This window comes from Shewanella sp. SP1S1-7, from assembly GCF_031932105.1.
Taxonomy (GTDB): domain Bacteria; phylum Pseudomonadota; class Gammaproteobacteria; order Enterobacterales; family Shewanellaceae; genus Shewanella; species Shewanella baltica.
Genome location: NZ_JAUOEU010000003.1, coordinates 160,924 through 174,314, shown reverse-complemented (window position 1 = coordinate 174,314; position 13,391 = coordinate 160,924). Strand labels below are relative to the sequence as shown.

General features: G+C 46.8%; 12 protein-coding genes. 5 read left to right on the top strand and 7 right to left on the bottom strand.

Features of this window, described 5'->3' with window-relative positions; translation table 11 throughout:
* Complete coding sequence (locus Q4Q49_RS04090) at window positions 1-1,701, bottom strand: methyl-accepting chemotaxis protein (protein WP_311998703.1); 1,701 nt, start codon at window positions 1,699-1,701, stop codon at window positions 1-3.
* Window positions 1,702-2,048: 347 nt separating this feature from the next.
* On the opposite strand from Q4Q49_RS04090, the gene Q4Q49_RS04085 reads away from it, so the two are divergent.
* The 4 genes from Q4Q49_RS04085 to Q4Q49_RS04070 all read left to right on the top strand — a co-directional run bounded on the left by Q4Q49_RS04085 (window position 2,049) and on the right by Q4Q49_RS04070 (window position 6,523).
* Window positions 2,049-3,386 (top strand): cysteine desulfurase, encoded by a 1,338-nt coding sequence (locus tag Q4Q49_RS04085; protein WP_311998702.1) that lies wholly within the window; start codon window positions 2,049-2,051, stop codon window positions 3,384-3,386.
* 80 nt (window positions 3,387-3,466) lie between these two features.
* A complete protein-coding gene (locus Q4Q49_RS04080; RefSeq protein ID WP_311998701.1) occupies window positions 3,467-3,913 on the top strand; it encodes a SufE family protein in 447 nt (148 codons plus the stop codon).
* A gap of 187 nt (window positions 3,914-4,100) precedes the next feature.
* Complete coding sequence (locus Q4Q49_RS04075; protein WP_311998700.1) at window positions 4,101-5,267, top strand: membrane dipeptidase; 1,167 nt, start codon at window positions 4,101-4,103, stop codon at window positions 5,265-5,267.
* A gap of 83 nt (window positions 5,268-5,350) precedes the next feature.
* Window positions 5,351-6,523, top strand: a complete 1,173-nt coding sequence (locus Q4Q49_RS04070) for an AAA family ATPase (RefSeq protein ID WP_311998699.1) — start codon at window positions 5,351-5,353, stop codon at window positions 6,521-6,523.
* 27 nt (window positions 6,524-6,550) lie between these two features.
* Here Q4Q49_RS04070 and Q4Q49_RS04065 read toward each other — a convergent pair whose 3' ends face one another.
* From Q4Q49_RS04065 to Q4Q49_RS04055, 3 genes are all read right to left on the bottom strand, one after another.
* Complete coding sequence (locus Q4Q49_RS04065) at window positions 6,551-6,775, bottom strand: cupin domain-containing protein (protein WP_311998730.1); 225 nt, start codon at window positions 6,773-6,775, stop codon at window positions 6,551-6,553.
* Window positions 6,709-6,855 (bottom strand): hypothetical protein, encoded by a 147-nt coding sequence (locus Q4Q49_RS04060; protein ID WP_311998698.1) that lies wholly within the window; start codon window positions 6,853-6,855, stop codon window positions 6,709-6,711. Before Q4Q49_RS04060 ends, Q4Q49_RS04065 begins: the two co-directional genes overlap by 67 nt.
* A 222-nt stretch (window positions 6,856-7,077) precedes the next feature.
* The gene (locus Q4Q49_RS04055; RefSeq protein WP_371824877.1) at window positions 7,078-7,206 is read right to left on the bottom strand and encodes a cupin; all 129 of its coding nucleotides are present in this window, start codon (window positions 7,204-7,206) and stop codon (window positions 7,078-7,080) included.
* A 180-nt stretch (window positions 7,207-7,386) separates the two neighbouring features.
* Between Q4Q49_RS04055 and Q4Q49_RS04050 the strand changes: the two genes are divergently transcribed.
* The gene (locus Q4Q49_RS04050; protein ID WP_311998697.1) at window positions 7,387-9,903 is read left to right on the top strand and encodes a toxin-antitoxin system YwqK family antitoxin; all 2,517 of its coding nucleotides are present in this window, start codon (window positions 7,387-7,389) and stop codon (window positions 9,901-9,903) included.
* A 3-nt stretch (window positions 9,904-9,906) separates the two neighbouring features.
* Here the strand turns inward: Q4Q49_RS04050 and Q4Q49_RS04045 are convergent, their stop codons facing one another.
* The 3 genes from Q4Q49_RS04045 to Q4Q49_RS04035 all read right to left on the bottom strand — a co-directional run bounded on the left by Q4Q49_RS04045 (window position 9,907) and on the right by Q4Q49_RS04035 (window position 13,196).
* The gene (locus Q4Q49_RS04045; protein WP_311998696.1) at window positions 9,907-10,674 is read right to left on the bottom strand and encodes a CPBP family intramembrane glutamic endopeptidase; all 768 of its coding nucleotides are present in this window, start codon (window positions 10,672-10,674) and stop codon (window positions 9,907-9,909) included.
* A gap of 32 nt (window positions 10,675-10,706) precedes the next feature.
* Entirely contained in the window at window positions 10,707-11,081 is a 375-nt protein-coding gene (locus Q4Q49_RS04040; RefSeq protein WP_105250128.1) for a PH domain-containing protein, read from the bottom strand.
* Window positions 11,082-11,279: 198 nt separating this feature from the next.
* The gene (locus Q4Q49_RS04035) at window positions 11,280-13,196 is read right to left on the bottom strand and encodes a U32 family peptidase (RefSeq protein WP_311998695.1); all 1,917 of its coding nucleotides are present in this window, start codon (window positions 13,194-13,196) and stop codon (window positions 11,280-11,282) included.
* Window positions 13,197-13,391: the final 195 nt, after the last annotated feature.

Sequence of the window (13,391 nt, the reverse complement as noted above, 5' to 3'; positions counted from 1 at the left end):
TTAAACAGCGCGTACCTTAAACTGCTGCATGGTTTCCCTTAATGAATTGGCCTGCTGAGACAATGACTCACTGGCTTTTGCCGTTTCATTGGCGCTGCCAAGTACCAATTCCCCTGAATCTCGAATCGCATTAATCCGCTCGCTAATATCCTCGGCGGTGACGGCTTGCTGCTCGCTTGCGGTCGCGACTTGAGAATTGGCCTGAGTCAATTCAGTTAAGGCATCTAAAATCTCAAATAGGTGCTGCTTGGCTTGATTAACGAGCAGTGACGACTCACTGATTTGCTTATCGTTATTGGCAAAGGTTTCGACTGAGGACTTAGCATCTTTCACGAGTGTTTGAATAAGATCGCTGATCTCCTGCGTGGCGGTTTGGCTACGAGTTGCCAGCGCCCGCACTTCTTCGGCGACCACAGCAAACCCACGTCCTTGATCTCCCGCCCGCGCCGCTTCAATCGATGCATTCAAGGCCAACAAGTTCGTCTGCCCCGCTATCGCATCGACCACAGAAACAAAGTTGAGGATTTTTCCGGTACTCGCTTGAACCTGTTGAATAAGTTGATTCGAATACTGGGCGCTGGCGACTAACTGTTTGGAAATTGTTTCGCTCGCATCGACAACCTCGCAACTTTCTTTCACCTTATGCTCGGCTTGTCCCGCTGAGTAAGAAGCGGTTTCGGCACTGCTCGCCACTTCAGTGATCGTTGCCGCCATTTGGGTCATAGAGGCGGCGACTTGGTCGGTATTATCTTGCTGCCTCAACATGGCCTCACGGTTGTTCTCGGCCACCGCATTAAGCTCAGTCACCATAGAGGCAATTTCTTCACTTCGAGCAATCACTTGGCCGACGGTTTTACTTAAGGTCCACGCCATTTGATTCATACTGACGGTGAGTTCGCCCAGTTCATCCTTAGAATCGACGCGCAGCTCTTGGTTAAAGTTACCCTGTTCCATCTTAGCGGCAGAATTACGTAACCGATTGATAGATTTGACCATGTATTGACTGCAAGCGATGCCAATCAATAAGCCTATGACTAAAGACACGATAGAAATAATCGTTAAGCCATAAATAGCCCTAAGCTCTTCGTCCTCAGTCACAGAAACCGCGGTTTGAGTCATTTGCTCTAACCGCTCAACGAACTGACTTAGCTCAGTATTAAATTCATTTTGCGTGACCTCTAAGGATTCAACCCGCTTAGCTAAGGCGGCTGGTTCTTCTTTTTGCTGGATTCCAGTGATGACAGTGGCAAGTAAAGCTTCATAGTCACCAAAACGTTGAATAATCGTGCCAATATCTTGATTTAACTGCTGCGTTTTTTCATGTAATAGCGGATTTTTAGCCTCTTTTAATGCCGCATTGAGCATAGACTGAGTCGAGAGTAACTCCTTATTAATGTCTTCTTTATGCTGAATAACATCCGCAATAAAAGCCGCTAAAATGGGCTGACTCGATGCGGCTTCAATGTCCGCCGCCCGAAACGCTTTTTCTAAAATGACTGAGCTTTCGAGCTGCTTAATGGTGACGTCGGTTGATAATCTCACTAGTGGAATATTTTCCTTTGCAATGCCTTGGATTTCCTCAGAAACTCGCTGCATCTTCAACAAACTAAAACCAGACAAAATCAGGATCAGCACTAACATCACCCCAACGAGGGCGATCATCTTATGTTTAATCCGTAAATCTTTTAAAAACTGCACCATAAAACGGGTCTCCAACAAACACAGATATCAAAGGACGTCCCATTGAGAATAGTCACAGTTTTCACTTTAGGTGGTTGAATTGAGCCTAAAGTATTAGCTGAATTTAAAAGAAAAACTGAAACATTAGAAAAATCGCATCATAGCTAAGCTCGATGATACGTTAGAAAGTCAAAACCCGTTTAAGGCGCACGAAATACCAGAGGGCATAAGTTTGAACAAACCTTGGTGAAATTAGACACTCAATACCGCCTTCCGATGTCAACGCCTCAACAAACCGCTAAAACTTGCATTAACATGGCAGATCACAGAAGATCCCTTGGCCTTTTTCATTGCCTTTAGCCTCATCTATGACTCAACCTGCATCGCCTACGCCAAATACTGTGACTCACACAGCGACGAATACTGTTGCCTCACATCCTTCGGCAAGTGCCGCGCCTGATGCCACTGCGGTTATTTGTTCATCGGACTCAGAGCAGCGCAATGCTAAAATTAGGTCGCAATTCCCAGCGTTAAATCAACTGCTTGATGGCTATCCCTTGTGTTATCTCGACACCGCAGCCACCAGCCAGAAACCGCAAATGGTGTTAGATGCCATGGCGCAGTTTTACGCTAACGACAATGCCAATGTGCACCGCGCGGCGCACCAGTTATCGGCGCGCTCGACCTTAAGTTATGAAAAAGTGCGCGATCAACTGCAGCAATTTTTAAAGGCCGAACGCCGCGAAGAAATCATCTTTACCCACGGCACCACAGAATCAATCAACTTAGTCGCCTTTGGACTCACTGCACACGTAAGCGCAGGTGATCTGATATTAATCGACGCCGCCGCCCACCACGCCAATATCGTACCTTGGCAGGAGCTGGCAAAACGCACGGGCGCTGTGATTAAGCCAATCCCTCTCGATCAAGCTTGCCGCTTAGATGTCAGCGCCTATAAAACCTTGCTCGAGTTAAAGCCAAAAATCGTCGCGCTTTGCCATGTTTCCAACGCCCTAGGCACAGTCAATCCCGTGGCTCAGTTAGTTCAGTTAGCAAAAGCCCAAGGTGCAATAACCTTAGTTGATGGTGCGCAAGCAGTGGCGCATTTAACGCTGGATGTGGCTGAAATCGATTGTGATTTTTACGTTTTTTCGGGGCATAAAATGTATGGTCCGACTGGCGTTGGCGTGCTTTACGGCCGTTTCGACGCTTTAGATAATCTCGCGCCACTATTAACTGGTGGCGAGATGATTAAACGCGTGAGTTTTGAAGCGACAGAATTTGGCAGCCTACCGAATCGCTTAGAAGCGGGCACGCCGCCAATTGCCGAAGTCATAGGTTTGGGCGCGGCCATTACATTTTTACAAACCGAGCTCACACCGCAGGTTCAAGCTTATGAAGCTGAATTAGTTAACTATTTACAAAGCCAATTGCGCGCGCTCGGTGAAGTGCATTTATACGGCGCTTTTGATGACAATATTGGCGTCGTCGCCTTTAATCTTGCCGATGAACATCATCAAGATGTGGGCATTTTGCTGGACCAACAAGGGATTGCCGTGCGTTGCGGCCATCACTGCGCCATGCCATTAATGCAGAGTCTGAATCTTAAGGGCTGTTGCCGCGCCTCTATCGGTATCTACACCAATAAAGACGATATCGACCGCTTTATTGCCGCGTTGGCCTCGGTAAAAGACTTGCTGCTGTGATCCAGTATTTAACGACTGAACCACGCGACTCATGCGCTCAAGATAAGTTACGCTCAATAAGTGAGACAGGATTTAGCCCTATGACAGATTCGACTATGCCTATGCCAAGCGAGACCGATTTTCACTATTCAGTGCAAGATGCCGAGACCTTGCTAGCGCGTTTTACCCAGGCACCTAACTGGCAGGAAAGATATCGCCAAATTATGTTGCTAGGCAAAGACTTACCGAGTTTAACCCCAGAACTTCGCGTCGAAGCCGCTCAGGTAAAAGGCTGTGAAAGTGATGCGTGGATTTATCACTTCGAACAGGCTGGTAAACACTATTATTTAGCCGACAGCGATGCCCGCATCGTCAAGGGATTGATTGGCTTATTACTTGGCGCCTGCCATGGCAAAAGTCGCGCTGAGATCCAAGCATTTGATCCTACAGCTTACTTCAAACAATTGGGACTAGAAGGTCAGCTCAGCCCATCACGCACCAACGGCCTTAACTCTCTCGCCAAAGCCATGCTTGAAGCCACTCGATGATCATAACCTTAGGGTTTCATTTTCTGGCAAAAGTACTGGCACAAACGATAATGAACACAGCTCTGCAACAATAAATCATCATCACTCCAGCCTAGGGGAAAAGGCCAAAAAAGGGATTTAATCAAAGACTTCTACGCCCTAAAAAGGTATAAAGAAGTTACATTTGCGTTATTGATAGGAATCGAGCATGCCCATCAAGGCAGTCAATCACTACCGTCGTACACTCCTTAAAGGTCTTGGCGCAGCAACCCTGTTAAGCCCACTCGCCAGTTTACCTAGCTTTGCCACCGCACAGAGGCGGATATATGTCGATGGTTTATCCTTCCTACCCGATGACTTAAGTAATGTAACCGCCGCTAAACTCGATGCCTATCTTTGCGATATTTCGGCGATTGAGACTATAGAACAAGCCGATGGCACTCAAAACTACAAACGCACCTATAAAGCCTGTATGGAAAGTATCAAGCAGGCTGCTAAACGGGTAAGCGAACATCCTGACATTTTGTTGCAAGGCCTGAGTGGACGAGATATTCAACGTGCCCGCGACAGCCAGCGCACTGCGGTGTTTTTTCAAATCCAAGGCGCTGATTGTGTCGAAGCAGACAGTGAAGCTAACCAGTGGGCGCGGGTAGATGAGTTTCATCAACAAGGGCTGCGCGTATTGCAGCTCACCCACCACTATGGCAACACCTTCGCTGGTGGTGCGTTAGACAATGATGCCAACGGCGGACTCAATCGGCCGCTCACCGCCCACGGACGCGAACTTATCGCCAAACTCAATCACACCAATATCTTGGTCGATGTGAGTCACTCCAGCGCTCAAACCGCTTTAGATGTCGCAAAAATCACGAAATCTCCCATAGTGCAGAGTCACGGCGCGGCGCGCGGCATAGTAAACCATGCCCGTTGTTCCCCAGATGAAGTGATCCGCGCTATCGGCGATAGCGGCGGCGTATTCGGCGTATTTATGATGAGCTTCTGGCTCACTAATAATGCTGTACCTACGATCGATGACTATATTCGCCAGTTGGAATACGTATCGCGCGTCGGCGGTGTAGATAGCGTGGCAATCGCCAACGACTTCCCACTGCGCGGCCAAGAAAACTTGCTCGCTCTTAATAATGACAACGCCCAAGGCATTAAAGAATATCAAGAATGGTGGTACAGCTTAAGGGCGAAAGGCGTGCTAGGTTTCGATGCAGAGCCAAGGCATGTCGTGATCCCTGAGCTAAATCATATCGATCGCATGAGCCGTATCGATGATGCCTTAGCCAAGGCGCGCTTTAAAGCTACCGATCGCGACCGTTTTATGGGTGGTAACTGGCAACGCGTGCTCAATAAAGTACTAGTGTAAACGCCATTGTTTTATCGCTCTGTTTAATTTACGTTGTCGATAATTTTACTGGCTTATCTGCCCGCTTCAGTCTTGGATATTCTATGCTGACCACACTCGCCATTTTCAATTATCGCTCTCTGCGTGAAATCGTCTTGCCCCTAGGGCAACTCAATTTGATCACTGGGGCGAATGGCAGTGGTAAATCTAATCTATACAAGGCGCTACGTTTACTCGCACAAACGGCACAAGGTGGCGTTGTCAATGCTTTAGCCCAAGAAGGCGGGCTCGACTCCAGCTTTTGGGCGGGGCCAGAAAACCTCACCAAAGACATGTTAACGGGCAACACCGCCATTGAAGCCACCGTCAGGCAAGCGCCGAAACGCTTAAAACTCGGCTTTGCCGGTGAGGACTTTAGCTATCTTATTGAACTCGGTTTGCCTAAACCCGACGTCACAACGCTATTTGGCTTAGATCCACAAATCAAGCGCGAAGCCATTTGGAACGGACCTAAGTATCGCCCCTCCACTGTGTTAGTCGAGCGCCGTGGTCCTATGGTGAAAAGCCGCAGCGCTGATGGGCAAGGCTGGATAACCTTAGGCGCTCACCTGCAAACTGGCGACAGTATTTTTACCGAGCTTGCCGATCCAGAGCGCTGCCCAGAAGTGCTCAAGCTTCGCGACAGTATTCGCGCATGGCGCTTTTACGATCACTTCAGAACCGATGCGCAGGCCCCTGCACGGCGCCCACAATTAGGCACGGCCACACCAGTATTGCACCACGATGGCCGTGATTTAGCCTCGGCAATTCAAACCATTTTTGAAATTGGTGATAAAACCGCTTTCGATCATGCGGTCAGCGATGCGTTTCCCGGTGCTAAGGTTCGAATCGAGCCTCAAGAGGGCGGCATTTTAGTGCTCGCATTTCATCAGCATGGTTTATTAAGGCCACTCAATGCCAGTGAATTGTCGGACGGCACCCTGCGTTATTTGCTGTTAATCGCCGCCCTACTGACCCCAAGACCGCCAGAGCTTATGGTGTTAAATGAGCCAGAAACCAGTCTGCATCCAGATTTATTGCCCGCGCTGGCACGCTTAATTGCTAAGGTATCAGAGGAGTGTCAGCTGTGGGTGGTATCCCACGCCAATCGGCTTATCAATGCCTTAAGCCAATTTGAACACTGCAATACCTTGGCCTTAGACAAGACCTTAGGACAAACGCAGATCCAAGGCCAAGACTTGCTCAATACGCCCAGTTGGCTATGGCAGAATCGTTAGTCGGCGGTGTTAACGCGATTGCCCTCATCAATCGTAAAATACCGCGAGCCATAGGGTTTCTGAACTTTTAGAAGTCGAAGCGACGCGGTGTTTTTGATGGGGCACAATCGTTAAGTAATCACCTGGGGTTAGCGTAACGGAGTCACCTTGTTCAAATTCAAGCGTCACCTCCCCTTTAAGTAACATCACCCATTCATGCTGAGTTTGATCGTACCATTGACCTTCGGGTAGATACCCAAACCACCTGAAGATGCAGGATTCAGCGGGCTGATGTTAACTGAATGGTAACGCACTTTAAGTAAGGCCATTAATTGCTTCTGCATATATGGCATTCACGCCATCCATGGCGATTGCAGTTATTTGCAGACCTAGTGGACTAAGTTAAAAATAACCAACACGGCATAAAGTGCGTTACTCCGTGGTTAACATCAGCCGCCGGAACGGAGCGTCTAGGGCACTCCACTTCCATGTTGCATCAATTCAGAAGGTGGCCGACATTCTGTCGTTGATGCGCCTTGAATTGAAGCACCCTAAGCGCTCTGAAACTCGTATCTTCAGGTAGCTTGGGTATATTGCCCATTAGAGACGATGCGATCTATGGTCACAGTGTCATTACCCGCCAGTTTTTCAAACACTTCCGCCGATAAATCAGTGGGTAATTTTGCAAAAAAGTTATCAAGCATTTTGTGTTTATTCCTCTGCTTTTATTCGCTCTCTCTGCTGATTAAACAGTATTTTTAACAATCAAACATTGAGAAACGAATCTATTAACCGCTATGATATGCGCACTGAAATACTCAAGGTCCATGAGTATCCCTCAGATAAGCTTATTGTTTTACATATGGATATGGAGATTTCCCCCAATGTCGTTGTTTCGCGCACTCAAAGCCAAGTTATTTCCCTCAAACCAAACTAGCCGCGATCCAAAAGACATTCAGCTTCAAACTGAATCACCTGCAGCCTGCCAAGAACAAGCGCTAACTCAGGCACCGTCAGTCGCTGTACCGCTATTCCAGCGTCACTTCAGCTTAAAAATCCATGCGACAAAGGCAGACGCGAGCGCTTGTGAAGAAAATGCCGACCACAACTTAACTCTCTATCACTACGATGCGCCCCAAGCCATAGAACTCTTAGGCTGGGAAAATGCTAATGAATGCTGCGAATTTCATCATACCGAATTTGACCGCCTCGCAATGGGCAATCAACTCCCGTTTCCAGAGCAACATTTTTGGCTCGGCACAGAAAAAGTCTGCAGTATCACAGCTCAAAAGAACCACCAGGAAACCACATTATGGCAGGTTGAACTTAACAATCGAGATGCTCTGTTAATAAGCCACTTTACGCTCGATGCAGACTATAAAGTACAAGGCGACATTCAAGATTACGCCAGCTTAACTGGCCAACTACATCGCACTTATCATCAACTCGATTCTGAAGACGGCGCGGGTATGCTCAGAATTGTCACCCAAACGCCCAATCTCACAGAAGCCGTTGACTCAAACTACTTTGGTGAACGTCATGGAGTTTCCCGCCAGTTCGACGCTCTGGGGACCTTGTTATTTGAAGGTAACTTTATTAATGATCAACAACTTGGACAGCAAGCTTGGTATGATCATGAGGGCAACATAACCCAGAGTGAAGAACGCAGTACGAGCGGCATATTAGTCAAACGCTATTACAGTAATGGGCAAGTCAGAGAGGATGCTGAACTTGATCGTGATGGCAACTACGTCAATACCTTGAGTCGCTATTATGAGTCAGGCAAACGCTGGCTGACTCGACCTATGCTGGCGAATAAAATCCACGGCATTGAATATATGTACTATGAATGTGGCGCCCTTCAGGCCGAACTGAGTCACGAGCATGGCAACTTAGTTAAAGAGGTATGGTTTCATCCTAATGGCCAGCTCAAACAAAAAATACTCGTCAATGACGCGGGCAAGAGCTTTGAAACCTTTTTTGAAAATGGTCAATTGTCATGGCGTGAGCAATTTAATCCGCAGGGGCTTATCTATGGTATTCGCCAAGAATGGCACCCTAATGGACAGCTCGCATTACAACTTAACTTCGACAACGGTCTCGCACAGGGAAATCGTGAAAAATGGTACGCCAATGGCCAGCTTGAGGCAAAAATCCCATTTGAACAGGGTAAAGAGCAAGGCATGGCCTACTGGTACCATGACAATGGCCAACTGTCTCTCGAAATGTACCTAGAGAAAGGACTCAGGGAAGGCCTGTTTAAAAGCTACTACAAAAGTGGCGTGCTCTCGGCTGAAGGCCAATATAAAAATAACCTCTCGGTAGCCCCCTTTATCGAATATTACGAAAACCAGCAAGTTCAAATGTATTTACCGCACACTCAAGGCAACCGTGATGGCACTGCCCGCTGGTTTTACCAAGATGGCACGATACGCACTATCTCTGAGTATGAAGTGCGCGACGGCCAAGGCTACCTCAGAGAATCCAGTTTTTATAACAAAAAAGGGGTTCTCGAATCCTATCAAAGTCACTCAAATACCCGCTGTGGCTATCATCTTGAGAATAATCAAAGGGAATACTATCAAGAAGGTATTGCCGATACTCGCATCGAATACTATGAAGATGGCGCCATTCGCTGGTTGCTCACACGAACTCAAGGGGATTTATTTAGCTCTAAATCCTTATCACCTCAAGGTTTAATTTTAGAAACTGGCACAATCCAAATTATCGATGGCCGTTACCTCGATATCGGCCATTGGCAGCGTTTTACGCCCCAAGGACAAGTGTATCGTGAAGTTTGGCTAGATGAAGAAGGCCAACTTATAGAAAGTCGTCACTACTTTGATACTAATCAGCCTCTATCGACTCAAGAAGATGACGAAGCAGAATGGGATAACGCAGAGCCCCGTAATTATGGCTATGATAATTGCGACATCAGTGACTATGATGAAAGCGAAGACGAGGCTGATGACTTTGATTATGATCGTGCTGATTGGGAAAATGACGGGCTAAACCAGCGTTCAGATAACAGTGAACACAGTGCTAGCCATAGCAGCAATAGCGCATATTTGTCCCGCAACAAGTATCACAGCCCCAATGCCGATACCACAGCGAAACAAACACAAACTCAAGCCGCAGCGGATGTCGACGCCAAAGAGCCGATATTGTCTTACCACTTAAAATTTGACGACGAAAGTAAGCTTTATTCAATGAAGCGCTATCATCCCAATAGCCACATTGCCGAAGAAGGTAATTTACAGATCCAAGGAGAAGCACAATTCTGGGTCGGTATCCACAATCAATACGACGAGCAAGGTAAGCTCAAGCTCTCCGAAACCTACACTATGGCAGGAGAGCCGATAGAGCACACCACCAGCACGAGTGCGATATTGTTGAACTAGGTGCTATAGCGGAACAAGCAGTGCACAAATAATCATGGTCACATGTGCGAGCATATGCGCTCCCATTGCACACTCTAAACCGTACTTCCAATATAGGTATCCAGCAATAAATCCAAAGCCTGCATTACCTAAAATAATGTACAGAACTAAGGGTATAGTGGCTTCTGAAGTTAAAGTAAAAGCGACCGGAAGATGCCCAACACCAAATATAATTCCAGAAAGAATAATAGCTAAAACATAATTATGCACCTTAATGTCAGCCCCCTTTCTTTGGGTAAGGCGATAACTACACCATACAAGAAATGACATCAATCCCCAGCGGATCAGGAGCTCTTCTGTAATGCCGCCGTACAATACTTTTGTATACCAAGGAGGTGCTAATTTTGCTCCTGCTTGAATAAAATCTGCAGGAAGATAACCCGATAGCATCCCCAGAAAAACAAGGATAAAGACCCCTCCGAGAACTCCACCCACTAAAGCAGGAATAAGCTGAGGCCTTAATGCTGTGTAAATACTATTTGAATGAACCATAGCCGAAATCACAGGAGCGGTTAATCCCACTTTTTTAGCAAAAATAGAACCCATAAAAACCATCAAAAGTAACATCAGCGACGACTGCGCTACCGAAATAATTTTCAGCAAAAATAAGGGCATGGGTAATTCCCCTTGCTGCATAGCTAAAATTTGTGAAACAAAAGGGATAACCGACATTATCCCTAAAAAACCAACAAAGAATAACGCTAGATTTAACCTCATAACTTTTACTTCCATGTATACGATCTCCGATTTACTCTGCTAAAAAACTAAAGTGCAAAAGTGGCGATAGTCTTTTGAATACCGACGACATCCGTACCACGTTTAAGTTCTTTTACTAAAGGCTCACTCTGGCCTGAGATCCAGATTTTGAGCTCGGCATCCATATCAAAATGGCCTGTGGTTTCCACTTCAAAATGGGTAATGGATTTATACGGTATGGAATGGTAAGTAACCTTCTTGCCAGTAAGCCCCTGCTTATCAATTAAGATCAGACGTTTATTGGTGAAAATAAATAAATCGCGGATCACTTTGTAGGCGAGTTTTAATTCTTCTTGAATGCCCATGATAGGCCTTAATTCCTCGGCCAATTCCTGTAAATCAACCTCAGCAGCATTACCGAGTAAACCGTCTAACAGTCCCATTTTAACATCCCTTATTATTGATATTATTTTCAATAAGATATCTGCTGATAACCGAATGTGCAATATTGGGCTTTGATGAAAATATGGGAGTAGCTATGGTGAGGGTAACATAGATATAGGTAGGCAAATTAAGCGCGCAGATGCTAGCTGAATGGGTGTTAGGAGCATTGCACTGGGCAATGCTCCTAATGACAAGTGTTAAAGGTGTTTCTGGCCTCGCACTTGACGGTTTTCACCGACCACCATCATTTCGCATTTAGGACAGTCGAATACCAACTTGAGCACATCGTTACCGATTTCAAGCACCATAGGATCGGCCTTGATGCCTGGTACTTCCTTCGGACACAAATTAAAGTTAAAGCGCAGACAATGCTTAGTGATCATCAATGGCACGTCTTCGGTGACGCCGTTTTTCTCATAGGTATCCTGGATCTCAATCACGCCGTGACGTTGATAAAAATCCTTGGCCTTTTCGTTGGCTACGTTACCTAAGTAACTCAAATGCTTAACGGGATACACTGCATCTTGATTATGTTTCCACGGCAGTGGACGCACATAACCTTGTATACGGGCAGCCTCTAAGGCGGCCACGCCATCACGGCGTAGACCATTGAGCACAGACGCTGGCAAGAACCAGGCTTGCGCCGTATCGATACTGATACTGCGGGCAACAAAGTCGGTACTACCGAGCTTACCCAGCTGAGTGCGGGTATTTTGCAAGGTCTTGTCGACATCTGTCGCAGGTGTCTTCTCGACAGTTAAATTCACTGTGGCGCTTAGGCCATAGATATCCGTCAAGGTCAGCGCCAGTCCGTCTTCGGTGTCGCTCAACCGTAAATCGACGCCGATAATCCGTTTAGAAGATTCTTTAGATAACAGGGCTTCGAAGGCTTGGTTATGGTTACGGTACAAAGTCATGCCGACTTTTAAATCCTTTGGTACCTGCAATATATGCAGTTTTAACCCTTCGGCACGGTTAACCCGCAGGCCTTGCAGCTTATCATCGGATTGTTTTGCCATGGCAAAATTCGCTGGGAAAAACGCTAAGCCATCGCCGTTATTAAACTCGTGGCTTGAGTTCACTTGGATAAAGTCTTTACCTATGCTGACCACTTTGCCGACTTCTTCGCCTATATATTTTGGCGAGCGGAAATCTTTAATGCCTTGGTTACGTTCGTTAACAAAGTAATCTGTGCTGCCGCGGTTAAAAGTCTTTTCAGGATCGGGGATAAAAGAATGTTCACAACGGCCGTGGGACGAAGCCTTAAACTCAGGGCGACGCGCCATAATCGCATCCAACTTTTGGCGATAATGCGCGGTGACGTTTTTAACGTAACTTAAATCTTTTAAGCGACCTTCAATCTTAAACGAGCGAATGCCCGCGTCGATGAGCGCTTCGAGGTTTTCGGTTTGGTTATTGTCTTTTAAAGACAATAAGTGTTCATTCTGCGCTAACACATCGCCTTGACGGGTTTTAAGATTGCCCGGCAAGCGGCACATTTGCGAGCATTCGCCGCGGTTAGCACTGCGGTTACTAAAGGAATGACTCAAGTTACACAAACCACTGTAAGCCACACACAGAGCGCCGTGGATAAAGAATTCGAGCTGCATATTAGTATGCGCGGCCACATCACGGATTTGGCTCAAGCCTAATTCGCGGGCGAGCACCACCTGAGAAAAGCCAACTTGCTCTAAGAACGCCACTTTTTCTGGACTGCGATTATCCATTTGTGTACTGGCATGCAGGGCAATCGGCGGCAAATTGAGTTGCAATACACCCATGTCCTGCACAATCAGCGCATCGGCACCGGCTTCGTACAATTGCCAAATGAGTTTTTCGGCGTCGGCAAGTTCGTTATCCATCAAAATGGTATTGAGGGCTACGAATACCTGAGCATGATATTGATGAGCATAAGTACAGAGTCGCGCGATATCTTCAACACTGTTACCTGCCGTTGCCCGCGCACCAAATGCGGGCCCCCCTATGTATACTGCATCGGCACCATGGCGTATGGCTTCGATACCGTAGTCAGCATTTTTTGCAGGCGCCAATAACTCAAGGCGGTTATGGACGTGAGAAAGATTCTCGGGAGTGTATATCTCTGGCTGGCTCATGGCTTCAAAGGCTCAACAGGGTCATTAACAAAAAAGAGCGTAATTATAGCAAGAACTCAAATCCAGCTCTATCAGCAAATCATCAACTAATGCGCTTTGCTGCGGCGCTTGAGTTATCTCAGGAAGCTTAGTCTCACAAGCAATCTTTGGGCGTCACACTTGCACCCTCAAGCCTAGCAGAGTATCTTTGCGGCG

What these genes read in the sequence shown, in the direction of transcription:
- Q4Q49_RS04090 (WP_311998703.1), bottom strand. Translation starts at nt 1,701, where the DNA reads ATGGTGCAGTTTTTAAAAGATTTACGGATTAAACATAAGATGATCGCC.
- Q4Q49_RS04085 (WP_311998702.1), top strand. Translation starts at nt 2,049, where the DNA reads ATGACTCAACCTGCATCGCCTACGCCAAATACTGTGACTCACACAGCG.
- Q4Q49_RS04080 (WP_311998701.1), top strand. Translation starts at nt 3,467, where the DNA reads ATGACAGATTCGACTATGCCTATGCCAAGCGAGACCGATTTTCACTAT.
- Q4Q49_RS04075 (WP_311998700.1), top strand. Translation starts at nt 4,101, where the DNA reads ATGCCCATCAAGGCAGTCAATCACTACCGTCGTACACTCCTTAAAGGT.
- Q4Q49_RS04070 (WP_311998699.1), top strand. Translation starts at nt 5,351, where the DNA reads ATGCTGACCACACTCGCCATTTTCAATTATCGCTCTCTGCGTGAAATC.
- Q4Q49_RS04060 (WP_311998698.1), bottom strand. Translation starts at nt 6,855, where the DNA reads ATGCCATATATGCAGAAGCAATTAATGGCCTTACTTAAAGTGCGTTAC.
- Q4Q49_RS04055 (WP_371824877.1), bottom strand. Translation starts at nt 7,206, where the DNA reads ATGCTTGATAACTTTTTTGCAAAATTACCCACTGATTTATCGGCGGAA.
- Q4Q49_RS04050 (WP_311998697.1), top strand. Translation starts at nt 7,387, where the DNA reads ATGTCGTTGTTTCGCGCACTCAAAGCCAAGTTATTTCCCTCAAACCAA.
- Q4Q49_RS04045 (WP_311998696.1), bottom strand. Translation starts at nt 10,674, where the DNA reads ATGGAAGTAAAAGTTATGAGGTTAAATCTAGCGTTATTCTTTGTTGGT.
- Q4Q49_RS04040 (WP_105250128.1), bottom strand. Translation starts at nt 11,081, where the DNA reads ATGGGACTGTTAGACGGTTTACTCGGTAATGCTGCTGAGGTTGATTTA.
- Q4Q49_RS04035 (WP_311998695.1), bottom strand. Translation starts at nt 13,196, where the DNA reads ATGAGCCAGCCAGAGATATACACTCCCGAGAATCTTTCTCACGTCCAT.